The organism is Serratia sp. LS-1 (assembly GCF_003719595.1).
Lineage (GTDB): Bacteria > Pseudomonadota > Gammaproteobacteria > Enterobacterales > Enterobacteriaceae > Serratia > Serratia ureilytica.
In genome coordinates, this window is the sequence record NZ_CP033504.1 from 3082859 (window position 1) to 3105955 (window position 23097).

Sequence of the window (23097 nt, forward strand, 5' to 3'; positions counted from 1 at the left end):
ATACGCTCAACTTACAACATAATTTCAGTCAGGAGTGACTTATGAACAAAACTTCCCGTACCCTGCTCTCTCTGGGCCTGCTGAGCGCGGCCATGTTCGGCGTTTCGCAACAGGCGAATGCTCACGGTTATGTCGAGTCGCCGGCCAGCCGCGCCTACCAGTGCAAACTGCAGCTCAACACCCAGTGCGGCAGCGTGCAGTACGAACCGCAGAGCGTCGAAGGCCTGAAAGGCTTCCCGCAGGCCGGCCCGGTTGACGGCCATATCGCCAGCGCCAACAAGTCCACCTTCTTCGAACTGGATCAGCAAACGCCGACGCGCTGGAACAAGCTCAACCTGAAAACCGGCCCGAACTCCTTTACCTGGAAGCTGACCGCGCGTCACAGCACCACCAGCTGGCGCTATTTCATCACCAAGCCGAACTGGGACGCTTCTCAACCGCTGACCCGCGCTTCCTTTGACCTGACGCCGTTCTGCCAGTTCAACGACGGCGGCGCCATCCCTGCCGCGCAGGTCACCCACCAGTGCAACATACCGGCAGATCGCAGCGGTTCGCACGTGATCCTTGCCGTGTGGGACATAGCCGACACCGCCAACGCCTTCTATCAGGCGATCGACGTCAACCTCAGCCACTGATCCGTCAAAAGGGGGATGTCTCTGGAGGGTTCAGCCTGGCGCTGAACCCTTTTTTGCGGGTGCCGCTATTGCGACATGTTGAGGATAGTGCGCACATTGAGCGCGCTGGTGGCGATAATGTCGATGGCGCCGGTGCGCAACGCGCCCAAAATCGCCAGCGCCTTGGTATTCTCGGAGGCAATGGCGATCACGCACGGAATTTTGCGCAACTCATCAATGCTCAGCCCAATCACACGGTCATTCATCACCGTATCGACATGCTGCCCCTGGGCATTGAAAAAGTCATAGCCGGCGATGTCGCCGATCACGCCCTGATTAAGGCTGGCGTCGATAATCTCGTGCGGCGTAAACCACCCCAATTTCACCATATAACTGTTTTCATTCATGTCGCCAATGCCGACTAACGCCACATCGGCCTTACGCGCGCGATCCAACGTTTCCTTGATCGTGCCATTCTGCATGAAGGCGTCTTTCAACGCGCGATTTTCGACGTAGGCCGGCGCATAGAGCGTCTCGCTGCTGCCGCCGAACTTCTTCGCCAGACGCCGGCTGATATGGTCGGCGTTGATCGCATCGCCCGGACGGTGGGTGCCGCCGATGCCGCAGATGAACTTGCAGTTGCGCTCCGTCACGCTGCCGACGTGATCGGCGATCGCCGCCACGTTGCGTCCCTGCCCGACCGCCAACACCATATCGTCTTTCAGCGACATCGCCAGGTAGTTGGACACCAGCGCCGCCACTTGCCGACGCTGTTCCTCTTCGTCCTGATGATCGAGCGCGATCAGCGCGCGGCTGATGGGAAAACGTTCCATCATCTGCTGTTCCAGCCGGGTGCTGAACACCGGGTGATAACGCACGTTGATCTCGACGATGCCTTCTTCCTTGGCGCGCTTGAGCAAACGACCGACTTTGATCCGTGAGATGCCGAACTTTTTGGCGATCTCTTCCTGCGTGATCTCATCCTGATAATAAGCAACGGCGATTTCGGTCAGCAGTTCGTTATCCTGGGACACAGTTTGTTTTTCCATCCGTTAGACGTTTCCCCACGGCAGGCCGGTTAATCATGGCGGAGGGACGATACACGCCCCTCCGACAATGCTGAATGCCCGCTAGTATAACGCGTTCAGGCGGCAACGGTATTCAGTCGTTGCTCCACCTCGTCCGCCAATCGGGTCAAGAGCAGGCAGCAAGATACCGCGCCGGCGTCCAGTACGCCGCGCGAACGCACGCCCAGACGGCTGGCGCGGCCGATTTTCGCCACCAGCTCGCGCGTGGAATCGCGCCCGCGCGCCGCGGCGATCCTCATCTGTTCCAGCGCAGCGGCGAAGTCGTCACCACGCCCCGCCGCCTGCTCAAACGCCGCTACCGCCGGTATCAGCGTATCCATCAGACACTTGTCCCCTACGCCCGCGCTGCTGATGTCCTGCAGTTCGCGCAAACCGCCGTGCAACATCGCCAAAAATGCCTGCTTATCCAGCACGCTGCGCTCGCGCACGCTCTCCGCCATGCCCATGAACAGGCTACCGTACAGCGGCCCCATCGAACCGCCGATGCCCTCCATCAGCGCATCGGAAACCGCATCGAACGCCTGCGCCAACGTAAGCTCGCGGCCGCGAATGGCATCGCCGCACATCGCGAATCCCTTCGACATGTTAATGCCGTGGTCGCCGTCGCCGATGGCGCCGTCGATTTCGCTCAGGTATTCGCGGTTGCCGACAATGGTTTCTATCAGCCCCGTAACGATCTCACTGCCGTACCGGGTTGAAATTTGTTCCGTCATGATTCACTCCACCTGGGTTAAGCCTAAAGATTGCGCCGGCATGTCCAGCAGCGTTTTCAGTTCGTCATCCAGCGTCATCAGCGTCAGCGTCACGCCCATCATTTCCAGCGACGTGAAGTAATTGCCGACGTAGCGCCGATGCACCCGCACGCCTTTCGCCGTCAACCGACGCTCTATTTCGGCATAATAGATATACAGTTCCATCACCGGCGTGGCGCCAAGCCCGGAGATCAGCAACGCCACCTCATGCCCCTGTTCCAGCGGCATGTCGTTGAGCACGAAATCGAGCATGGTGCCGGCCATCGCCGACGCCGACTGGATCGGCGACACCTCAATGCCCGGTTCGCCGTGATGGCCAATGCCGATCTCCATCTTGCCGTCTTCGATATGAAAATTGGGTTTGCCGACCGCGGGAATGGTGCAGGAACTGAGGCCGACGCCGATCGAACGACACCGGTCGATGGCTTTTTGCGCCGCGCCGATCACGCCGTCCAGATCGTATCCCTTGGCCGCCGCCGCCGCGCCGACCTTCCACATCAGAATTTCTCCGGCCACGCCGCGCCGTTTATCGATCTCACTGGCCGGCGCCGAGGCGACGTCATCGTTGGCCACCACGGTTTTCACCCGTATGCCGGCCGCCGTGGCCTTCTTGATCGCCATCTTGACGTTCATGTTGTCGCCGGCGTAGTTGCCGTACAGGCAAGCGACGCCCGCACCGCTGTCCGCCGCCTTGAACGCGTCGAGAAAAGCCCCCGCCGTAGGCGATGAAAAAATCTCGCCAATCGCGACGGCATCCAGCATGTTTTTGCCGACATACCCCAGAAACGCCGGCTCATGGCCGGAACCGCCGCCGGTGACGATGCCCACTTTGCCGGCGATCGGCGCCGGCGGATATTTCAACACCCGCGCATTGTCAGTGGCGGCGTAATAGTCCGGGTGGGCCAGCCTATAGCCCTGAATGGCGTCTTCCACTACGTGATCGGGATCGTTAATGATTCTGTTCATCGCGGCCTCTCTGTCGCCTGAATAAGAAATTATTGAATGGTGTAACCGCCGTCGACCACCAGGTTGGCGCCGGTGATCATCGCCGCCGCGTCACCGGCCAAAAACAGGGCGCTGGCGGCGATATCTTGCGGCTCAGCAAAGCGCCGCAGCGGAATTTTCTGCTTCATCTGCTCAGCCACCTCGCCAGACCAGGCTTTGCGCCCCAGCTCCGTCAAAACCACGGTGGGTGAAATGGCGTTGACCCGCACGTTGTGTGGCCCCCACTCCAGCGCCAGCACCTGGGTCAACCCGATAACGCCCGCTTTGCTGGCGCAATAGGCCAGGTGATTCGGCAATGCCACCACCCCGGCCTGCGAGGCGAGATTGATGATGCTGCCGCCGCGCTGGCGAATGAAACGGCGACCCACCGCCTGGCAGGTGAGAAACACGCCTTTCAGATTGACCGCCAGGGTTGCATCCCACGCCGCTTCCGGCAGTTCCTCAGCGGGATGCAGCGCGACGATGCCGGCGCTGTTGACCAGCACGTCCAGCCGCCCGAAATGCGCCTCAATCTGCGCCACCGCCCGCTCCACCGACGCGGCATCGGTGACGTCGGCCACGACGCCCAGCGCCGCCTCGGCGTCCAGCTGTCGCGCCACTTCCGCAACCTGCGGCGCCCGATCGAGCAGCGCCACGCGCGCGCCGTTTTGCAGATAGCGTTCGGCGATAGCGAGGCCGATCCCCGCAGCGCCGCCGGTAATCAGCGCCACCTTGCCCTTTAGCGAGAGCTCGCGCGGCGCCGTAGTTTGATGATTAATCATAAATTTCCCCTTAAAACTGTGAACTTCACCCTCGGTCAGGATATTTTCGCCAAACTCGCGCCGCGTTCTTCCTGCGCCGTCGCGCTTTCTTTCGGCAGCGTGACAAATTTCATCAGCACGCCGCTGAACAGGTACAAACCGGTAAAGATCCAGATCACGCCAACGGTGCCGAGGCTGCCGATAAACAGCCCCACCACCGCCGGGCCGACAAAGGTGCTCAGGCCGGCGCCCAGATTGAGAATCGACATCGCCGCGCCCTTATTGTCCGGCGCCAGCGACGGCATGATGGCCGACAGCGGCACGAACGCCGCCAGGCAGGCGCCGAACAAACCGGCGGCGCAAACGGTCAGCAGGTAGTTGGCGCCGAAGAATTGCGGCACGTAGTAGAACATCAGCGTGGTCAAGGCGCAGCCGACGCAGCCGAACCACATCACCACATTGCGCCAGCCGAGCCCGTCGCTGATCACGCCGAAAATCAGGTTGAAAATGATGTTGACCGTCCACAGCGCGGCGTACATCTGCAGCCAATGCGTGCGGGTGAATCCCATATCCATCATGTACATGGGCATGAATACGACGAAGCCGTATGCCGCAGAGGTATTAATGGTGCGCACGATGCCGCCCAGGCCGATCTTCGGGTTTTCAAACGCGATGGTGATGCCCTTCAAGACGTAACCCAGCGACGCCTTTTCACGGTTGCCGCTCTGTGCCACGCCGTCGTCGCGATTGAGCATCAGCGCAATCACCGCGCCCAGCACGACGAAAATCAGCGCGCTCCACAGCGTGTGGATCTCGCCGAGATAAGGCAGCATGATGCTGGAATACAGCACGCCCAGCACGCTGAGCCCGCCGCTGTAGACGAACCAGAAAATCCCCACCGCCGACCCCAGCCTTTCCGGCGGCGCCTCATACGCCACCCACACCAGAAAGCCGTAGGCGAACAACGGATAACCCAAGCCGCGCAGCGCATAGGTCGGCACCATGATCGCCAGGTTGTTGCTCGGCAGGCCGAACGTCAAAAAGCACACCGAACCGAACAGAAACAGCAGCAGGCCGGCCAACATCACCCGCCGGGCGGTAAAGATTTCCGCCAGCACGCCGGAAAACCAGGCGGCGATCGCGGCCGCAAAACCATAAACGCTGAACAACAGCGCCGATTCCTGAATGCTCAGCCCCTTGCCGATCAAATAAGGCGACAGCCAGCCCTGTTCCAGCCCTTCGCCCATCATGAACACCAACACGCCGGCATAGCCCAGCAGCAGTTTCGGTGACAGACCAATGCGATGAATCAGTCCATGCAACATAGAACACCCCAGCACATGTGATTATGGAGGCGCAGGCTCACCCGCACCCGAAGAACGATGCAGGTTTCAGAGGTTTGGATTAAGCACCACTTTGATTGAACCGATGCCGCGCTTCATCAGCTCGAAGCCCTCGGCGAACTGTTCCAGCGGCAGCGTATGCGTCACCACGCCTTCGGTCGGCAGATCGCCATTGGCGATGCCTTCGATCACCAGCGGGTAGCAGTAAGGGCCGAGGTGCGAACCGAGCACGTCCAGCTCTTTGCGGTCGCTGATGATGCTCCAGTCGACGGTCACCGGATCCTTGAACACGGAAAATTCCACGAAGGTGCCGAGTTTGCGGATCAGCGTCAGGCCCTGTTCCACGGACTTTTGGGCGCCGGTCGCCTCGATGTAGATGTCGCAGCCGTAGCCGTCGGTCATCGCTTTAACCGCCGCGGGCACGTCGTCACGGGTCGGGTTCAGCGTCACATCCGCGCCGAAGCGCTTCGCCAGCGCCAGACGCTCGTCGGACAGATCCAGCACCACCAGCTTCGAGGGCCCGGACTTTTTGATCGCCCCGATCATGCCCAGCCCCAGGGTGCCGGCGCCGGCCAGCACCACGACATCGCCCAGTTTGATATTGGCGCGTTGCACCGCATGGAAGGAGCAAGCATAGGGTTCGATCAGAATGGCTTTTTCGATCGGCAGATCGGCCGGTACGTGATAGTTAATCGCCTCTTTGGTGAACTTCATGTACTCGGCCATGCCGCCATTGACGTTTTTCTGGAAACCGTACAGGTCATGCTTTTCGCACATCCAATACTGGCCGCGGTTGCAGAAGCGGCATTGCCAACAGGGAACGATCTGTTCTGATATCACCCGATCGCCGAGATTGAAGCCCTCGACGCCTTCGCCGTATCCCACCACGTGGCCGATAAACTCATGACCGGGGATCATCGGCGCCTTGATGTATGCCGGTTGTTTTTCATCGCCCCAGAAGCTGGGCGCCCCTTCGAACGCTTTAACATCGCCGGCGCAGATGCCGCAGGCCTCGATCTTCACCAGGATCTCTTTCGGGCCGATCTTCGGTACCGGCACCTGTTCCAGGCGGTAATCTTTCGGGGCGTACGCCACAACCGCCTTCATGATCTCGGGGATACCGTCCGCCATTTTCGCCTCTGTCATGCAGGTCTGACACATAGCACTCTCCTCTGGTAGGGTGACTCTTTATGATCAATAACACAAACAAAGAACAAATGAACACTAACGTCACGCGTTCAATTTGCCCACAGAGAACTTGCCAAACTGTGATATCGCTCAAAAACCCGTCTGCATGAGGATAAATAACGATTAAAACCCCTTTTTTAGTGACGATCGTCACCTTTTAAAGGGAGGAACAGAAAAATCAGGCAAAAAACAAAAGAACACCAATTGAACATTTGATTAAACAGGGATACGGTAATGAACGTGGCGCCACCGAGGATCGCCGCCCTTTTCGTTACCAATCAGGAGACCGCTATGCTGCCTATCGCCATCGGCGCCGACGATGCCGCCATTGAACTGAAGGATCTGATCGTCGCCCACCTGCAACGACGGGACATTCCCGTCATTGACTACACGACGGATCGCACCGCAGAAACGGGGATCTATCCCGATATCGCCTATCGCGTCGCGCAGGCGATACGGGAGGAAAAACATCGGCGGGGGATCCTGCTGTGCGGCACCGGCATCGGTATGAGCATCGTGGCCAATAAAGTGCCCGGCATTCGCGCGGCGCAATGTCACGATACCTACTCCGCCCAACGGGCGCGCAAAAGCAATGATGCGCAGATCATCACGCTGGGCGCGCGGGTCATCGGCGCCGAACTGGCGAAAACCATCGTCGATGCCTGGCTGGAATCGGAGTTTGAAGGGGGAGGTTCGGCGCCGAAAGTCGAGCGGATCGGCTATTACGAAAACGCGGTCGGTCGGCGTTAAACCGCCTGCAGTCTCGATGGCGGTCGCGCGCAAGCCGCGCTCCGCCTGGGTTTATTCGTCATTCATTGTTATTATCCATCGCAACAATCAGAAAAAGCGCATTTTCATTCTCGATCCGATGATGCAGTGTGTTCCCCCTATGATGAAAAAGGTTCTCATTTCCCTACGTTGAGCTTGGTCAAGGAGCTTATCAATGAATCAATTAGACGCACTCAAGCAGCTGACCACGGTGGTCGCCGACAGCGGCGATATCGAATCCATCCGCCAGTTCGAACCCCAGGACGCCACCACCAACCCTTCGCTGATCCTGAAAGCCGCCGCGCTGCCGCAGTACAAAGCGCTGATCACCGAAGCGCTGGAGTATGCCCGCCGCCAGGGCGGCAGCAAGGAAACCCAGCTGATCAACGCCAGCGATAAACTGGCAGTCAACATCGGCGTCGAGATCCTCAAAAGCGTGCCGGGCCGCATCTCCACCGAAGTGGACGCCCGCCTGTCGTTCGACCGCGGCATGTGCGTCGCCAAAGCGCGCAAACTGATCGGCATGTATCAGGAACAGGGCATCGACAAATCGCGCATCCTGATCAAGCTGGCTTCCACCTGGGAAGGCATCAAAGCCGCCGAAGAGCTGGAAAAAGAAGGCATCAACACCAACCTGACGCTGCTGTTCTCCTTCGCTCAGGCCCGCGCCTGCGCCGAAGCCGGCGTGTATCTGATCTCGCCGTTCGTCGGCCGCATCTATGACTGGTACCAGGCTAAACAGCCTGCCGCCGACTACGACGCCGATCAGGATCCGGGCGTGAAATCGGTGCGCACCATCTATGAATACTACAAGCGTCATCGTTACCAGACGGTGATCATGGGCGCCAGCTTCCGCAAAGTTGAGCAGATCCTGGCGCTGGCCGGCTGCGATCGCCTGACCATCGCGCCGAACCTGCTGGAGCAGCTGAAAAACAGCGAGCAGCCGGTCGAACGCAAGCTGACCCCTTCGACCGAGGGCTTCCACCAACCCGCTCCGCTGGCCGAAGCGGAATTCCGCTGGCTGCACAATCAGGACGCCATGGCGGTAGAAAAACTCGCCGAAGGCATCCGCCTGTTCGCCGTCGACCAGCAGAAGCTGGAAGACATGTTGGCCGCTCAACTGTAATCGCACTGGAGTTTCGTTATGTCTTCTCGTAAAGAGCTTGCCAACGCCATCCGCGCACTCAGCATGGACGCCGTACAAAAAGCAAATTCCGGCCACCCGGGGGCCCCTATGGGCATGGCGGACATCGCCGAAGTCCTGTGGCGCGACTACCTCAACCACAACCCGACTAACCCGCACTGGGCTGACCGCGACCGTTTCGTGCTCTCCAACGGCCACGGCTCCATGTTGATTTACAGCCTCCTGCACCTCACCGGCTACGACCTGCCGATGCGCGAGCTGGAAAACTTCCGTCAGCTCCATTCCAAAACCCCGGGCCACCCGGAGTACGGTTACACCCCGGGCGTTGAGACCACCACCGGCCCGCTGGGCCAGGGTATCGCCAACGCCGTCGGCTTCGCCATTGCCGAACGCACCCTGGCGGCGCAGTTCAACCGCCCTGGTCACGACATCGTCGACCACCACACCTACGCCTTCATGGGCGACGGCTGCATGATGGAAGGCATTTCGCACGAAGTCTGCTCCCTGGCCGGCACCCTCAAGCTCGGCAAGCTGACCGCCTTCTACGATGACAACGGCATCTCCATCGACGGCCACGTCGACGGCTGGTTCACCGACGACACCGCCCTGCGTTTCGAAGCCTACGGCTGGCACGTGGTGCGCAACGTCGACGGCCACAACCCGGACGCCATCAAGGCCGCGATTGAAGAAGCCCGCAAGGTGACCGACAAGCCATCGCTGCTGATGTGCAAGACCGTTATCGGCTTCGGCTCGCCGAACAAGGCCGGCACCCATGACGTGCACGGCGCCGCGCTGGGCGCCGCCGAAGTGGCCGCCACCCGCGAAGCGCTGGGCTGGAAATACGCCGCCTTTGAAATTCCGCAGGACATCTACGCCCAGTGGGACGCCAAGGAAGCCGGTCAGGCCAAAGAAGCGGCCTGGAACGACAAGTTCGCCGCCTACGCCAGGGCCTTCCCGGAACTGGCCGCCGAGTTCAAGCGCCGCATGAACGGCGAGCTGCCGGCGGACTGGAAAGCGGACGCCAAGGCGTTCGTGGAAAAACTGCAGGCCAACCCGGCCAACATCGCCAGCCGCAAGGCGTCGCAGAACGCGCTGGAAGCGTTCGGCAAGGTGCTGCCGGAGTTTCTGGGCGGCTCCGCCGACCTGGCGCCGAGCAACCTGACCATGTGGTCCGGTTCGAAAGCGCTGAACGTTGACCCGGCGGGCAACTACATTCATTACGGCGTGCGCGAGTTCGGCATGACCGCCATCACCAACGGCATCGCGCTGCACGGCGGGTTCCTGCCGTACTCGGCGACCTTCCTGATGTTCGTGGAATACGCCCGCAACGCGGTGCGCATGGCGGCGCTGATGAAGCTGCGCAACGTGTTCGTCTACACCCACGACTCCATCGGTCTGGGCGAAGACGGCCCGACCCACCAGCCGGTGGAGCAGCTGGCGAGCCTGCGCGTGACCCCGAACATGAGCACCTGGCGCCCGTGTGACCAGGTGGAATCGGCGGTGGCGTGGCAGTACGGCATCGAGCGCAACGACGGCCCGACCACGCTGGTGTTCTCGCGCCAGAACCTGACCCAGCAGCCGCGCACCGCAGAGCAGCTGGCGAACGTGTACCGCGGCGGCTACGTGCTGAAAGACTGCGCGGGCACGCCGGACGTTATCCTGATTGCCACCGGCTCCGAAGTGGGTATCACGGTGGAGGCGGCGGACAAACTGACCGCGGCGGGCCGCAAGGTGCGCGTGGTGTCGATGCCGTCGACCGACGCGTTCGACAAGCAGGATGCGGCGTACCGCGAGTCGGTGCTGCCGGCAGCGGTAACGGCGCGCGTGGCGGTGGAAGCGGGTATCGCGGACTACTGGTACAAGTACGTGGGCCTGAACGGCGCTATCGTGGGCATGACCACCTTCGGTGAGTCGGCGCCGGCGGAGCAGCTGTTCGCCGAGTTCGGCTTCACCGTGGACAACGTGGTGGCCAAGGCGCAGGCGCTGCTGAAGTAAGCCGCCGGGTGCAAGCCGATAAAAAAGCCGGTCATCATGACCGGCTTTTTTTATTCCATCACCCGATGAATCTGCAAATACTGCAGCAGCATGATGGTTTTGCCGTCTTTAATCCGGCCATCGGCGATCATCGCCACCGCGTCGCGAAACGGCAGTTCGATCACTTCGATATCTTCATCTTCAATGCCACCGCCGGCCGCGCGCCGCTCATCGTCATGGTATTCGGCGATAAAGAAGTGCACGATCTCGGTCACGCCGCCCGGCGACATGTAGGCTTCGAAGATTTTCTTCACCTCGCTGACCTGAAAACCGGTCTCCTCCACCGCTTCGCGGCGCGCGCACTGCTCCGGAGAGTCGGCGTCCAGCAAGCCGGCGCAGGCCTCGAGCAGCATGCCGCTCTCGTTGCCGTTGACGTAGGTCGGCATGCGGAACTGGTTGGTCAGCACCACCGTGCCCTTGGCGCGGTTATACAGCAAAATGGTGGCGCCGTTGCCGCGATCGTAGACCTCGCGCACCTGTTGCACCGAACCGCCGTTTTTGCGTTTCAGATCGAACGTGTACTTGTGCAGCACATACCAGTTGTCCGACAGCAGCTCTTTCTTCACATTCTCAATTTTCGACGACATAACCCTTTTCCCTTGCGTGACAACGTGAAGATCATACCGCGATTAGGCCGCGCCGCGGCAGACGATTTGCAACAAAAATCACACCGCGCCCCGCCGGACAAGCCGGGACTTAACATTGCTTAAAATAATGAAAAATAAGTCGCGCTCAGGCGCATGAGATTGCATAAAACCCAGTGCGATTCGCCCCCCAAAGACAAATCGTCAGAGGAAACCGGCCCGCCGCTGAAAATCGACGGGCGTTTCGCTATTCATTTGATTACACAACCACAATTGTTCCCGTTTTGTTGACAACTTGATACAAATCGCGGTGCATTTTAGTTGCAAAAGTTATAGTTTTGCTTTCGAATGAAACTGGCGACGCGCCCTACCTGAGAGAAGGATCCTTGATTGCTTGTTAAACGTTCCGTGACCGGCAGCCTGGCCAAAGCGCTGTTCGGCATCGTGATACTGTCGGTGCTCGCCACCGGGTTGGCGTTGACCACCGTCGCCGGCAGCCAGAGTGATGCCGAAGCGATCAATATCGCCGGTTCGCTGCGCATGCAAAGCTACCGGTTGGCCTTCGATCTCGACCAACAGAGCCCAGAACTGGAGCTGCACCTGCAGCAATACCGGCAGTCATTGCAGGCGCCGGCGCTGCAAAAACTGGCGCGCTTCTACGTACCGGCCGAGGTGCGCAACCATTACCTGGCGCTGCAACAGGCGTGGCAAACGATGGAGCGGCAGATCCGCAACGGGCAGGCGATCGCCTATCGGGCGGAGGTCGCCGGCCATGTCAATCGCGTTGACCATTTCGTGTCCGCCCTGCAGCGCTATTCCGAACTGAAACTGACCCTGGTGGCCGCCGTCAGCGTGCTGGGTTACGCCGCCATCATCGGTCTGGTGCTGTTTTGCATTCGTTTTATGCGCCGCCAGGTGGTCACCCCGCTGCAACATCTGGTCGACGCCAGCCAGCGCGTGCAACAAGGGGATTTTCACCACCCACAGTTGGACGTGACGTTGCCGAACGAGCTCGGCGTGCTGTCGCAAACCTTCAGCGCCATGTCGGACGAACTGGCCCGGCTCTATCAGTCGCTGGAGCTGAAGGTACAGGAAAAAACCCAACGTCTGCAGCAGGCCAATGAAACGCTTGAGGTGCTGTATCGCTGCTCGCAGGCGCTGAGCGTGCGCCAGCTCGATCAGCAGGCGTTCGAAAATGTGCTGCGCATCGTGCGCCAAAGCGAACGGCTGCGCTGCATCCAGCTGAACGTAGCGGACGGCCAGGGCCAGTGGCGGCTGAGCGAAGGGGAAGCGGCGCCGACGCAGGCCTGGAACGCGCTGCCGATCACCCAGGGCGACAAGCCGCTGGGCGAGTTGCGCTGGCAGCCCGAGGCACACCCGCCGCATCCTCACCTGATGCAGAGCCTGGCCAATATGTTGGGCCGCGGCGTTTACTTCAACCGGGCACAAAAGCAGCACCAATATCTGCTGTTGATGGAAGAGCGTGCGACCATCGCCCGCGAGCTGCACGATTCGCTGGCGCAGACGCTGTCGTTCCTGCGCATCCAGCTGACGCTGCTGCGGCGCAGCGCCGCCGATCCGGCGGCGCAGACCATTATCGACGATTTCGATCGCACGCTGGCCGATGCCTATCGCCAACTGAGAGAGCTGCTGGCTACCTTCCGCCTCAACATTCAGGAGGCGGATCTGAACGCCGCGCTGGAGCAGCTGTTGCAGCCATTAAAAGCGCTAACCCCCGCGCGGATTCAGTTACACTGTCGGCTGTCTTCGCAGGCGCTCAACGCCCAGCAGCAGGTGCACGCGCTGCAGATCGTGCGCGAGGCGGTGCTCAATGCCGTCAAGCACGCCGGGGCGAACGAGATTACGGTGTGTTGCGAGGTCAACGCCGCAGGCGACAACGTTTTCAGCATTACCGACGACGGTTGCGGCATCGCCAGTCTGGAGGAACCGGAAGGGCATTATGGTTTGACCATCATGAGCGAACGCGCGGCGCGATTGGGAGGAACGCTGCACATTCAGCGCAGAAGCGGCGGCGGCACGGCGGTTTGCCTGACATTCTCGCCCTGACCTTGCGGCTGTTCATTCTGCGTTACGGTTGCCGCCGGGCGGAAGGCCGTCCGGGGAGGTTTACGGCGCTGATTGCCGCTATTTTTGAAGAGACAGTCCCACTGTGAAGCACGCCGCAGGGCGCGTTTGAGTGGCTTTACTTGCTACAGGGAGCATATTTCATGGTGATGAAGCAATACCGAGTCATGATCGTTGACGATCATCCGTTGATGCGGCGCGGCATCAAACAACTGCTGGGACTGGATGCGCGATTTAGCGTGGTGGCGGAGGCCGGCAACGGCAGCGAGGCGGTTGCGCTGGCGCTGCAGCACGCCCCGGACGTGATCTTGTTGGATCTGAACATGAAGGGCATGTCCGGGCTGGACACGCTGCGGGCCCTGCGCGACGAAGGCGTGGACGCGCGCATCATCGTGCTGACGGTCTCCGACGCGCGCAGCGATCTGTATGCGCTGATCGACGCCGGCGCCGACGGCTACCTGCTGAAAGACAGCGAGCCGGAACTGCTGCTGGAGCACATCGGCGCCGCCGCCGAGGGGCAGAACGTGATCAGCGACGCCATGGCCGACTATTTGCTGGCGCGCAGTGAGCAGCGCGATCCCTTTGCCGCCTTGACCGAACGTGAGCTGGATGTCTTGCAAGAGGTGGCGCGCGGCCTGTCCAACAAACAGGTAGCGGCGCAGCTGCATATCTCTGAAGAAACCGTGAAGGTGCACATCCGCAACATACTGCGCAAATTGGACGTGCGTTCTCGCGTGGCGGCGACGGTGATGTACCTGGAGCATAAAAGCCAATGAACGTCAGCCCCGGCCGCTGCGCCGGGGCAGCTTACTCGATGGCACTGAGCAGCGCCTGATGGTGCTGGTGCACCCAGCTCTTGTTGAATGGCCCCCAGCTTTCCAGCTGATAGAAACCGTCGTTGTTGCGCACGCCCTGCTGCACGAACTGCAGCTCGACGCCCATGCCGGGCAGCGCCTTCAGCACATCCTGCAACGTGCGGCGCGGCCAACCGGTCAACGCCATCAACCGCGGCACATTGGGCCGCTCACTGTGACTGATCAGCCAGCACAAATAAAGCCGACGGGCAAATACCGGGTTAATTCCCATGCCAAGCTCCTGCTGTAAGGTGAGTCCTGTTTATTTCCGGTTCCCTGCGCGCGAAAAAGGCACGCAAGGCCTTCGACAGTCATAAAAATGTCTTAATCGCGTCTCGTTGTCGGCAAACAAGCGCCAACGCCGTTTTACGCTACCGTTATTTACACTATCTCCTTTTTTTCTCCACGCTTTCCTCGGCTTTCCCGAGTACAGTGCAATAGCGCCGGGATCCCTCCCTGCCGCTGAAATGCATAATTCTGATGCGTTTTAAAGATAGAACAAGTCATAACGAGGTTCGCGCTGCATGGCCAATTTTTTTATTGATCGCCCGATTTTCGCCTGGGTGCTGGCAATAATTCTTTGCCTGACCGGGGCGTTGGCGATTTTTTCTTTACCGGTAGAACAATACCCGAATTTGGCGCCGCCGAACGTGCGCATCAGCGCAACTTATCCAGGCGCTTCGGCGCAAACGCTGGAAAACACCGTCACGCAGATCATTGAACAGAATATGACCGGCCTCGACAACATGATGTATATGTCGTCGCAGAGCACCAATACCGGCCAGGCGACCGTCACGCTGACGTTCGAAGCCGGCACCGATCCCAACGAAGCGATGCAGCAGGTGCAAAACCAGCTGCAGGCGGCGATCAAACGTCTGCCGCAGGCGGTGCAGAATCAGGGGGTCACGGTCTCGAAATCCGGCGATACCACGCTGATGATGGTGGCGTTCGTCTCCACCGACAACAGCATGGACAAGCAGGACATCGCCGATTACATCGTCTCCAACCTGCAGGATCCGCTCAGCCGCATCAACGGCGTCGGCAGCATGGACGTCTACGGCTCGCAGTACGCCATGCGCATCTGGCTCGATCCCAACAAGCTCAACAGCTATCAGCTCACGACCCAGGACGTGGTCAAAGCCATTCAGTCGCAGAACGCCCAGGTGGCGGTCGGCCAGTTGGGCGGCACGCCGTCGGTCGATAAACAGGCGCTGAACGCCACCATCAACGCCCAGTCGCAGCTCCAGACGCCGGAGCAGTTCCGCCAGATCACCCTGCGGGTCAATCAGGACGGTTCGCTGGTGACGCTGGGCAACGTCGCCACCGTTGAGTTGGGCGGCGAGAACTACAACTACCTCAGCCGCTACAACGGCATGCAGGCCGCCGGCATGAACATCAAGCTGGCTTCCGGCGCCAACGAACTGCAGACCGACCAGTTGGTGAAGGACAAAATCGCCGAGCTGTCGCAATACTTCCCGCACGGGCTGGAAGCCAAAGTGGCCTATGAAACCACCCCGTTCGTCAAAGCCTCGATCAAGGACGTGGTGAAAACGCTGCTGGAGGCCATCCTGCTGGTGTTCCTGGTCATGTACCTGTTCCTGCAGAACTTCCGCGCTACCCTGATCCCCACCATCGCCGTGCCGGTGGTGCTGATGGGCACTTTCGCCATCCTCTCCGCCTGCGGCTTCAGCATCAACACCCTCACCATGTTCGCCATGGTGCTGGCGATCGGCCTGCTGGTGGACGACGCTATCGTGGTAGTGGAGAACGTCGAGCGCGTGATGAGCGAGGAAGGCTTGCCGCCGCGAGAGGCCACGCGCAAATCCATGGGGCAGATCCAGAGCGCGCTGGTCGGCATCGCTCTTGTGCTGTCGGCGGTGTTCGTGCCGATGGCGTTCTTCGGCGGCACCACCGGGGCCATCTATCGCCAGTTCTCCATCACCATCGTCTCCGCCATGGTGCTGTCGGTGCTGGTGGCGATGATCCTGACCCCGGCCCTGTGCGCGACGCTGCTTAAACCGATCGCCAAGGGGCATCATCACGGCAAGCGCGGCTTCTTCGGCTGGTTCAACCGCATGTTCAACCGCAATGCCGATCGCTATGAGCGCGGCGTGGGGCGCATCCTGCACGCCAGCGGCCGCTATATGGTGATTTATCTGCTGCTGCTCGGCGGCATGGCGCTGCTGTTCATCAAGCTGCCGACCTCGTTCCTGCCGCAGGAAGACCGCGGCATCTTCACCGTACAGGTGCAGCTGCCGGCGGGATCGACCCTGCAGCAAACGTCCAAAGTGGTGGAGAAGGTCGAGCAGTACTTCCTCACCGAAGAGAAACAGGACGTGTTGTCGGTGTTCGCCATCATCGGCTCCGGGCCGGGGGGCAACGGCCAAAACGTGGCGCGCCTGTTTGTCCGGCTGAAAGACTGGGACCTGCGCGCCTCGGGCGCCAACAGCTCATTCGACATCATCGATCGCGCGACTCAGGCATTCAGCAAGATTAACGAAGCCCGGGTGATCGCCAGCAGTCCGCCGGCGATCACCGGCCTCGGCAACTCCTCCGGCTTCGATATGGAGTTGGAAGACCACGCTGGCCTCGGCCACGCCAAGCTGATGGCGGCGCGCGATCAATTGCTGCAGCTCGCCGGGCAAAATCCGCTGCTGTCGCGCGTGCGCCACAACGGCCTGGACGACAGCCCGCAGTTGCAAATCGATATCGATCAACGCAAGGCTCAGGCGCTGGGCGTGTCGATCGACGACATCAACAGCACGCTCTCTACCGCCTGGGGCTCGACCTACGTCAATGACTTCGTCGATCGCGGCCGGGTGAAAAAAGTCTACGTGCAGGCTGCGGCGCCGTTCCGCATGCTGCCGGATGACATCAACAAATGGTATGTGCGCAACAGCACGGGCGGCATGGTGCCGTTCTCGGCCTTCGCCAGCTCGCACTGGGAGTATGGTTCGCCACGGCTGGAACGCTATAACGGCAGCTCGGCGCTGGAGATCGTCGGCGAAGCGGCCAACGGCGTCAGCACCGGCACCGCCATGGCGGAAATGGAGAAACTGGTCAGCCAGCTGCCGGCCGGCTTCGGTCTGGAATGGACGGCGATGTCCTATCAGGAACGGCTGTCCGGCTCGCAGGCGCCGGCGCTGTACGCCATCTCGCTGCTGGTGGTGTTCCTGTGTCTGGCGGCGTTGTACGAGAGCTGGTCAATTCCGTTCTCGGTGATGCTGGTGGTGCCGCTGGGGGTGATCGGCGCGGTCGCCGCCACCTGGCTGCGCGGCCTGGAGAACGACGTTTATTTCCAGGTCGGCCTGCTGACCATCATTGGGCTATCGGCGAAAAACGCCATTCTGATCGTCGAGTTCGCCAATGAGCTGAACCAGAAAGGGCAGGATCTGATGTCGGCGACGCTCGACGCGTCGCGCATGCGCCTGCGGCCGATCCTGATGACCTCGCTGGCGTTCATCTTCGGCGTGCTGCCGATGGCCACCAGCAGCGGCGCCGGTTCCGGCAGCCAGCATGCGGTCGGTACCGGGGTGATGGGCGGCATGATCTCCGCCACCCTGCTGGCGATCTTCTTCGTGCCGCTGTTCTTCGTGCTGGTTCGCCGCCGCTTCCCCGGTAAAGCGCATCCTGCCGCCACACCGCCCGCCGAAGAGTGATCGGCGGCGCATAAAAAAAGCAGCGTCGGATGACCGATGCTGCTTTTTCGAACGAATATCTCGTTCCCACGGTGTTTCAGTAATTTTCCAATGACTCAACCTTGCCATCGGCTTCATCGCTGTGTCAGTTGCCCAACATCTCATCAATGAAGTCTTTCCAGTTTCCTAATTCACGATCAACCATAATACTTTACAACCTCAATTATTTGACGAAGCGGATTCTACGCCTGTTTTTTGACCATGTGAAGGGAAACGGGAACGATGCCGGGCCCGGAAACCGGGGTTAGCGCACATTTTCGTATTTATCTGATCAATGTTCAGTGCGGCTATTCCCTTGTGATATCAATTTCTCCACGATAGCGTGTAAAAGGTATAACAATACGCCAATGGAGCGCCGATCATGTCCACCTCTTTGTCTGTCTCACAGTTGAAAGCGCAAGGTCATTATCAGGAAGCCACTGCGCTGGCGTTGCGGCAACTGGCGGCAGAGCCGGAAGCGGCGATGCTGCATTTTCAGCTGGCCTGCCTGTACGACGTTCAGGGTTTGGAGCGACAGGCGATTCCCTGCTACCTCGCGGCGTTGGATCGCGATTTGCCGCCCGCCCAGCGCCGTGAAGCCTGGCTGGGCCTCGGCAGCACTTACCGCGCCCTCGGGAAATACCCGGCTTCGCTGCGCGCTTTCGACGATGGCCTGGCTGAGTTCCCGCAGGCCAACGAGCTGATGCTGTTTCGCGCCATGGCGCTGTACAACCTGGGTGAAGGTAAACGGGCCGTGGCCGATCTGTTGTTGTTGCTGGCGGAAACCTCGTCAGACCCCGACATCTGCGGCTATCAGCGCGCCATTCGGCACTATGCCGCCGATCTCAATCATATTGATTAGAGGAAAACGATGGAAATCATCACCGATATGAACCGCCGCGCCATCGACTGGCGGCGGCTGTGTGAATTGCTGCAGGCCGCCGGGCTGGGCGAACGCGATCCGCATACGCTGCAACGCGTTTATCAACACAGCCAGTTTTGCTATTGGGGGTTTATCGGCGATGAGCTGATCGCCACCGCGCATGCCATCAGCGATTTGACTTCGGTCGCTTACCTGGCCGACTTGGCGATCGATCCGCGCTTTCAGGGGCAGGGATTGGGGCGCCGGTTGATGGACCGGGTAATGCAAGATCTGGCGCCGCTCGGCAAGGTTTTCATCTATTCGGTGCCGGAAAAACTGGCTTTCTATGAAAAGTACGGTTTTCACGATTTGACCACCGGCATGGTGTTCGCAGAGGGGGATGCTCTGTGGCGTTTGCAAGTGGGGGGCTACGTGCGTTAATCGCGCATTACAACGTTCGGCTGATAAAAATAGGGCGGCAGATGCCCCGCAGAATTGCTGCCGCTGTCAGGATCTTTCACCACGGCCGACGATTGTCGTAGTCGATATATTCATCGTTAACGCGATCCAATCCGTCCACAAGACAAGACGCTATTTCCGACGTGATCTTATCGGAAATTTCGATCCGGCATTCTTTCATGCCGTTCCCCCGTATAAATCCTCCCCACTTGCACAACGCACGCAGCTTAAAACATCGCATTTTTTTGATTAAGATTTATCTTTGCCATTAATTTGGCGCGCGCCATGAGATTGTCCCAGCACACTCTTTGAACTGCGCTAAAAATAAGCAACACCCCTCGCTAAAAAGCAAGAAATATCTTAATTATTAATTCATTAACATTCCCTCCCTCACAGAAACGATCGATATTAACGATCGAATATTTTATTTTGATAGCCATTTTCTATGTTAATTCCTTTTAATAACCGGAGTATTAATAGAGGATTTCTATTCTATTCCTCTTTCTTCACTGGGCAGCTCGATTAAAAACCAAATTTACTCTTTATAAATCATGCTAGTATATGGGGCTTTCCTGATTGTCCACCGCAGGATAGCGTTCTTTCCCTGCGGCGCCCAATAAGTTCAATGTGAAATTATTTAGATTGTTTCTTTTTTTATGTTTTAAGATATCAATCCTCACCGGGAAATAGAAATTAAGGGATTATAATAAAATGAAAATTGATATTTTCAGCGCGTGTGCCTATACCGCTATCGGCATCCGGCAGCTCATCAATCAAACCTGGGCGGAGAAACGCGCGCCGGCCGGCTTTAGCCGCAAAAGGGTCTGCTTTATCGATGTCACCATCGCCAATTTTGAAGCGCGCTACCGCGATGAATATGCCAACCCCAATACCTACAAAATAGTCATTATCACCGACTGCCTGCATGACATGGTGATTGTCGACAATAAAACCATTATATTATCAAACCTTATATCATTGAGCCGCTTCAGCCACCTGATCGGCGACTTATATAAGCGCTACAGCCACTATACCGAGCCGCCGCAACTCTCTCAGCGCGAGTCGCATTTTCTCTCGGAATGGTCGACGGGAAAATCGCTGGCCGACATCAGCAATGCCATGAATATCAGAAATAAAACCGCCAATCATTACAAGTCGCGAATAATGAAAAAACTCGGCGCCAGCCGGATAAAACCGCTCTTGCATATTACCCGCGTACGGTGTTTGACCGATCGTTTAAACATAAGGATCAATAAAGAGTAGCTCTCTCTCCGCCAGCTCTGCATTGGCGGCAAAACGCTTTCGCCGGCGCCTTTTCACCAGCACGGTCGGCGAAGGCAGCCGTTCAACCACGTTGCCGACCTCTTATCCCTGGCGCGCAATCGCACCTCGCACGCATCGTTGTCTGGATCTCGCCGCCGCTTTACTGGCATTATCTCTGCTATCGCCGGGCGGCTAGCGGGCCAAAGATCGCCCACGCCGCTCAGTATCGACTCGACGAGACAGGTAGCTTTACGCCATGGCAAACAAACCGCAACAGACAACGCTGACGATGTACGGCATCAAAAACTGCGACACCATCAAAAAAGCCCGCCGCTGGCTGGAAGATCAGGGCGTGGCCTATCATTTTCACGACTATCGCGCCGACGGCCTGGACGAACAACGGCTGCGCGGTTTCGTCGCGCAACTGGGGTGGGAGCCGCTGCTCAATACCCGCGGCACCACCTGGCGCAAGCTGGATGAAGCGCAGCGCAACGCCTGCGATAACGCCGACGCCGCCATCGCGCTGATGCTGGCGCAGCCGGCGATCATCAAACGCCCGTTGCTGGACGCCGGCAACGGGCGCACCCTGCTCGGTTTCAACGCCGACGCTTACCAGCAATTTATCGCCGAGGTCGCCGTATGACTTGCCCGGTTATCGAACTGGCTCAGCAACTGATTAAACGCCCTTCCCTCAGCCCAAATGATGAAGGCTGCCAGCAGCTGATGATCGATCGCCTGCAGGCGATCGGTTTCACCGTCGAAGCAATGGACTTCGAAGACACCCAAAACTTCTGGGCCTGGCGCGGCGAAGGGCAAACCCTGGCGTTTGCCGGGCACACCGACGTAGTGCCGACCGGCGATGAAAAGCGCTGGGACAACCCGCCGTTTGAACCGGCGATCCGCGACGGCATGCTGTACGGCCGCGGCGCGGCGGACATGAAAGGGTCATTGGCCGCGATGGTGGTGGCGGCGGAACGCTTTGTCGCCGCCAACCCGAATCACCGGGGCCGCCTTGCTTTTCTGATCACTTCGGATGAAGAGGCCAGCGCCACTCACGGCACGGTTAAAGTGGTTGAAGCGCTGATGGCGCGCAACGAACGGCTGGATTACTGCCTGGTCGGCGAGCCGTCCAGCACCGAGCGCGTCGGCGACGTGGTGAAAAACGGCCGTCGCGGCTCCATCACCGCCAACCTGCATATCCACGGCGTACAGGGGCACGTCGCCTATCCGCATTTGGCGGACAACCCGGTGCACCGCGCCATGCCGGCGCTGAATGAACTGGTGGCGATCGAATGGGATCGCGGCAACGAGTTCTTCCCGCCGACCAGCATGCAGATCGCCAACGTGCAGGCCGGCACCGGCAGCAATAACGTGATCCCAGGCGATTTCTACGTGCAGTTCAACTTCCGTTTCAGCACCGAACTGACCGACGCGATGATCAAGCAGCGCGTGGAAGAGCTGCTGGAACGCCATCAGTTGAATTACAGCATCGAGTGGCGTCTGTCCGGCCAGCCGTTCCTCACCTCGCGTGGCGCGCTGGTGGATGCGGTGGTCAACGCCGTCGAGCACTATTCTGAATTGACGCCGCAGCTGTTGACCACCGGCGGCACCTCCGACGGCCGCTTCATCGCGCAGATGGGTGCACAGGTGGTGGAGCTGGGGCCGGTCAACGCCACCATCCACAAGGTCAACGAATGCGTCAACGCCGCGGATCTGCAGCTGCTGAGCCGCATGTATCAACGCATCATGGAGCAATTGATCGCATGATCAACGCAGAAATGCTCACCGGCCGCTCGACCGAGCACCTGGCGCCGCTGAGCGGCAACCATCGGCTGCAGCCGGAAGCCGTCAACGCGTTTCTGGCGATGCAGCAGGCGGCGCGTGCGGCGGGATTCGATCTCCAGCCCGCCAGCACCTTCCGCGATTTTGACCGGCAGTTGGCCATCTGGAATGGCAAATTCTGCGGCCAGCGGCCAGTATTAGATAAGGACAGTCAACCGATCGACGTCGCGCCGCTGTCCGCCGCCGAGCGCTGTGAGGCGATCCTGCGCTGGTCGGCTCTGCCGGGCGCCAGCCGCCACCACTGGGGCAGCGATCTGGACGTGTACGATCCGTCGCTGTTGCCGGAAGGGCAAAAGCTGCAGCTGGAACCGTGGGAATATGAGGAAGGCGGCTACTTTGCGCCCCTTAACCAGTGGCTGACGGCGCATATGGCCGAATTCGGTTTCTACCGCCCCTTCACCGAAGACTGCGGCGGCGTAGCGGTGGAGCCGTGGCATCTGAGCTACCGGCCGCTGGCGCAAGAAGCCGAACACTTGCTGACGCCGGCGCTGTTGCTGGCGGCCTGGCAAGACAAGGAGGTCGCCGGTGCCGAATGGCTCGAACGCCATCTGCCATCGATTTTTTCGCGTTTTATACGCAGTAAAGGAAAGGAGTAGCTATGCAATGGTTAGCTGATTACTGGTGGATTATCCTGCTGGTTCTGGTGGGGATGGTCGTCAGCGGCATCAAGGAACTGCGCCGCGTTGACGTCAAAAGCTATCTGGCCAACAAGCCGGAGATACCGCCGCACCGCGACAACAACGCCCAGTGGGATGACGAAGACGACTGGCCGAAGAAGAAGTGATATCAGGGCGC

Annotated in this window: 23 protein-coding genes; 14 read left to right on the top strand and 9 right to left on the bottom strand. The window is 59.5% G+C overall.

Going from position 1 to position 23097, the window contains the following annotated elements:
* The first annotated feature begins 41 nt into the window (after positions 1-41).
* Positions 42-635, top strand: a complete 594-nt coding sequence (locus tag EDY99_RS14820; RefSeq protein ID WP_033643984.1) for a lytic polysaccharide monooxygenase — start codon at positions 42-44, stop codon at positions 633-635.
* Between the two features lie 65 nt (positions 636-700).
* Here EDY99_RS14820 and EDY99_RS14825 read toward each other — a convergent pair whose 3' ends face one another.
* The 6 genes from EDY99_RS14825 to EDY99_RS14850 all read right to left on the bottom strand — a co-directional run bounded on the left by EDY99_RS14825 (position 701) and on the right by EDY99_RS14850 (position 6703).
* The gene (locus EDY99_RS14825; protein WP_004936575.1) at positions 701-1663 is read right to left on the bottom strand and encodes a sugar-binding transcriptional regulator; all 963 of its coding nucleotides are present in this window, start codon (positions 1661-1663) and stop codon (positions 701-703) included.
* 95 nt (positions 1664-1758) lie between these two features.
* Positions 1759-2415, bottom strand: coding sequence for a dihydroxyacetone kinase subunit DhaL (gene dhaL / locus EDY99_RS14830; protein ID WP_123061880.1), 657 nt, complete (start codon positions 2413-2415; stop codon positions 1759-1761).
* A gap of 3 nt (positions 2416-2418) precedes the next feature.
* Positions 2419-3420, bottom strand: coding sequence for a dihydroxyacetone kinase subunit DhaK (locus tag EDY99_RS14835; RefSeq protein ID WP_060660386.1), 1002 nt, complete (start codon positions 3418-3420; stop codon positions 2419-2421).
* Positions 3421-3449: 29 nt separating this feature from the next.
* Entirely contained in the window at positions 3450-4220 is a 771-nt protein-coding gene (locus tag EDY99_RS14840; RefSeq protein WP_049866701.1) for an SDR family oxidoreductase, read from the bottom strand.
* Between the two features lie 35 nt (positions 4221-4255).
* The gene (locus EDY99_RS14845) at positions 4256-5524 is read right to left on the bottom strand and encodes an MFS transporter (RefSeq protein WP_101453260.1); all 1269 of its coding nucleotides are present in this window, start codon (positions 5522-5524) and stop codon (positions 4256-4258) included.
* 66 nt (positions 5525-5590) lie between these two features.
* Positions 5591-6703, bottom strand: coding sequence for an alcohol dehydrogenase catalytic domain-containing protein (locus EDY99_RS14850; RefSeq protein ID WP_033643987.1), 1113 nt, complete (start codon positions 6701-6703; stop codon positions 5591-5593).
* Between the two features lie 318 nt (positions 6704-7021).
* Between EDY99_RS14850 and rpiB the strand changes: the two genes are divergently transcribed.
* The 3 genes from rpiB (at position 7022) to tkt (ending at position 10637) form a co-directional block, all read left to right on the top strand.
* Positions 7022-7480 carry a ribose 5-phosphate isomerase B gene (gene rpiB / locus EDY99_RS14855; RefSeq protein WP_033643988.1) on the top strand — a complete coding sequence of 153 codons (459 nt, stop codon included), beginning with the start codon at positions 7022-7024 and terminating at the stop codon, positions 7478-7480.
* A gap of 193 nt (positions 7481-7673) precedes the next feature.
* Positions 7674-8624 carry a transaldolase gene (gene tal, locus EDY99_RS14860; RefSeq protein WP_016926754.1) on the top strand — a complete coding sequence of 317 codons (951 nt, stop codon included), beginning with the start codon at positions 7674-7676 and terminating at the stop codon, positions 8622-8624.
* A gap of 18 nt (positions 8625-8642) precedes the next feature.
* Positions 8643-10637, top strand: a complete 1995-nt coding sequence (gene tkt / locus EDY99_RS14865) for a transketolase (RefSeq protein WP_033632127.1) — start codon at positions 8643-8645, stop codon at positions 10635-10637.
* A gap of 50 nt (positions 10638-10687) precedes the next feature.
* Here the strand turns inward: tkt and nudK are convergent, their stop codons facing one another.
* A complete protein-coding gene (gene nudK, locus EDY99_RS14870) occupies positions 10688-11263 on the bottom strand; it encodes a GDP-mannose pyrophosphatase NudK (RefSeq protein ID WP_033643990.1) in 576 nt (191 codons plus the stop codon).
* A 387-nt stretch (positions 11264-11650) separates the two neighbouring features.
* Here nudK and narQ point away from each other — a divergent pair, with 387 nt between their 5' ends.
* Positions 11651-13327 (top strand): nitrate/nitrite two-component system sensor histidine kinase NarQ, encoded by a 1677-nt coding sequence (gene narQ / locus EDY99_RS14875; RefSeq protein WP_046687603.1) that lies wholly within the window; start codon positions 11651-11653, stop codon positions 13325-13327.
* Positions 13328-13488: 161 nt separating this feature from the next.
* Entirely contained in the window at positions 13489-14121 is a 633-nt protein-coding gene (locus tag EDY99_RS14880) for a response regulator (RefSeq protein ID WP_033643992.1), read from the top strand.
* Positions 14122-14152: 31 nt separating this feature from the next.
* Here EDY99_RS14880 and EDY99_RS14885 read toward each other — a convergent pair whose 3' ends face one another.
* Positions 14153-14431: a helix-turn-helix domain-containing protein gene (locus tag EDY99_RS14885; RefSeq protein ID WP_004941750.1), complete on the bottom strand. Its 279-nt coding sequence runs from the start codon at positions 14429-14431 to the stop codon at positions 14153-14155.
* A gap of 292 nt (positions 14432-14723) precedes the next feature.
* On the opposite strand from EDY99_RS14885, the gene acrD reads away from it, so the two are divergent.
* Positions 14724-17858 carry a multidrug efflux RND transporter permease AcrD gene (acrD, locus tag EDY99_RS14890; protein WP_046687604.1) on the top strand — a complete coding sequence of 1045 codons (3135 nt, stop codon included), beginning with the start codon at positions 14724-14726 and terminating at the stop codon, positions 17856-17858.
* A 124-nt stretch (positions 17859-17982) separates the two neighbouring features.
* On the opposite strand, the gene ypfM is transcribed toward acrD, so the two are convergent.
* Positions 17983-18042, bottom strand: coding sequence for a protein YpfM (gene ypfM / locus EDY99_RS24915; RefSeq protein ID WP_100396732.1), 60 nt, complete (start codon positions 18040-18042; stop codon positions 17983-17985).
* A 216-nt stretch (positions 18043-18258) separates the two neighbouring features.
* On the opposite strand from ypfM, the gene EDY99_RS14900 reads away from it, so the two are divergent.
* From EDY99_RS14900 to EDY99_RS14930, 7 genes are all read left to right on the top strand, one after another.
* On the top strand, positions 18259-18738 hold the full coding sequence (locus tag EDY99_RS14900; RefSeq protein ID WP_123061881.1) for a tetratricopeptide repeat protein: 480 nt from the start codon (positions 18259-18261) through the stop codon (positions 18736-18738).
* A gap of 9 nt (positions 18739-18747) precedes the next feature.
* Positions 18748-19179, top strand: coding sequence for a GNAT family N-acetyltransferase (locus tag EDY99_RS14905; protein WP_123061882.1), 432 nt, complete (start codon positions 18748-18750; stop codon positions 19177-19179).
* 729 nt (positions 19180-19908) lie between these two features.
* Complete coding sequence (locus EDY99_RS14910; protein WP_123061883.1) at positions 19909-20460, top strand: LuxR C-terminal-related transcriptional regulator; 552 nt, start codon at positions 19909-19911, stop codon at positions 20458-20460.
* Positions 20461-20716: 256 nt separating this feature from the next.
* Positions 20717-21103 carry an ArsC family reductase gene (locus tag EDY99_RS14915; RefSeq protein ID WP_033643997.1) on the top strand — a complete coding sequence of 129 codons (387 nt, stop codon included), beginning with the start codon at positions 20717-20719 and terminating at the stop codon, positions 21101-21103.
* A complete protein-coding gene (gene dapE, locus EDY99_RS14920; protein WP_033651525.1) occupies positions 21100-22227 on the top strand; it encodes a succinyl-diaminopimelate desuccinylase in 1128 nt (375 codons plus the stop codon). Before EDY99_RS14915 ends, dapE begins: the two co-directional genes overlap by 4 nt.
* Positions 22224-22898, top strand: a complete 675-nt coding sequence (locus EDY99_RS14925; protein ID WP_033643999.1) for a M15 family metallopeptidase — start codon at positions 22224-22226, stop codon at positions 22896-22898. Before dapE ends, EDY99_RS14925 begins: the two co-directional genes overlap by 4 nt.
* Before the next feature lie 2 nt (positions 22899-22900).
* Positions 22901-23086: a YpfN family protein gene (locus tag EDY99_RS14930; protein WP_004941720.1), complete on the top strand. Its 186-nt coding sequence runs from the start codon at positions 22901-22903 to the stop codon at positions 23084-23086.
* The last annotated feature ends 11 nt before the right edge of the window (positions 23087-23097 follow it).

Bases quoted from the DNA above. Each gene is read 5' to 3' on its own strand.
- tal (WP_016926754.1), top strand. From the start codon at position 7,674: ATGAATCAATTAGACGCACTCAAGCAGCTGACCACGGTGGTCGCCGAC.
- dhaL (WP_123061880.1), bottom strand. From the start codon at position 2,415: ATGACGGAACAAATTTCAACCCGGTACGGCAGTGAGATCGTTACGGGG.
- EDY99_RS14845 (WP_101453260.1), bottom strand. From the start codon at position 5,524: ATGTTGCATGGACTGATTCATCGCATTGGTCTGTCACCGAAACTGCTG.
- EDY99_RS14925 (WP_033643999.1), top strand. From the start codon at position 22,224: ATGATCAACGCAGAAATGCTCACCGGCCGCTCGACCGAGCACCTGGCG.
- EDY99_RS14850 (WP_033643987.1), bottom strand. From the start codon at position 6,703: ATGTGTCAGACCTGCATGACAGAGGCGAAAATGGCGGACGGTATCCCC.
- EDY99_RS14885 (WP_004941750.1), bottom strand. From the start codon at position 14,431: ATGGGAATTAACCCGGTATTTGCCCGTCGGCTTTATTTGTGCTGGCTG.
- tkt (WP_033632127.1), top strand. From the start codon at position 8,643: ATGTCTTCTCGTAAAGAGCTTGCCAACGCCATCCGCGCACTCAGCATG.
- EDY99_RS14930 (WP_004941720.1), top strand. From the start codon at position 22,901: ATGCAATGGTTAGCTGATTACTGGTGGATTATCCTGCTGGTTCTGGTG.
- acrD (WP_046687604.1), top strand. From the start codon at position 14,724: ATGGCCAATTTTTTTATTGATCGCCCGATTTTCGCCTGGGTGCTGGCA.
- EDY99_RS14835 (WP_060660386.1), bottom strand. From the start codon at position 3,420: ATGAACAGAATCATTAACGATCCCGATCACGTAGTGGAAGACGCCATT.
- EDY99_RS14820 (WP_033643984.1), top strand. From the start codon at position 42: ATGAACAAAACTTCCCGTACCCTGCTCTCTCTGGGCCTGCTGAGCGCG.
- nudK (WP_033643990.1), bottom strand. From the start codon at position 11,263: ATGTCGTCGAAAATTGAGAATGTGAAGAAAGAGCTGCTGTCGGACAAC.
- EDY99_RS14905 (WP_123061882.1), top strand. From the start codon at position 18,748: ATGGAAATCATCACCGATATGAACCGCCGCGCCATCGACTGGCGGCGG.
- EDY99_RS14840 (WP_049866701.1), bottom strand. From the start codon at position 4,220: ATGATTAATCATCAAACTACGGCGCCGCGCGAGCTCTCGCTAAAGGGC.
- EDY99_RS14880 (WP_033643992.1), top strand. From the start codon at position 13,489: ATGGTGATGAAGCAATACCGAGTCATGATCGTTGACGATCATCCGTTG.
- EDY99_RS14910 (WP_123061883.1), top strand. From the start codon at position 19,909: ATGAAAATTGATATTTTCAGCGCGTGTGCCTATACCGCTATCGGCATC.
- EDY99_RS14825 (WP_004936575.1), bottom strand. From the start codon at position 1,663: ATGGAAAAACAAACTGTGTCCCAGGATAACGAACTGCTGACCGAAATC.
- dapE (WP_033651525.1), top strand. From the start codon at position 21,100: ATGACTTGCCCGGTTATCGAACTGGCTCAGCAACTGATTAAACGCCCT.
- EDY99_RS14915 (WP_033643997.1), top strand. From the start codon at position 20,717: ATGGCAAACAAACCGCAACAGACAACGCTGACGATGTACGGCATCAAA.
- EDY99_RS14900 (WP_123061881.1), top strand. From the start codon at position 18,259: ATGTCCACCTCTTTGTCTGTCTCACAGTTGAAAGCGCAAGGTCATTAT.
- rpiB (WP_033643988.1), top strand. From the start codon at position 7,022: ATGCTGCCTATCGCCATCGGCGCCGACGATGCCGCCATTGAACTGAAG.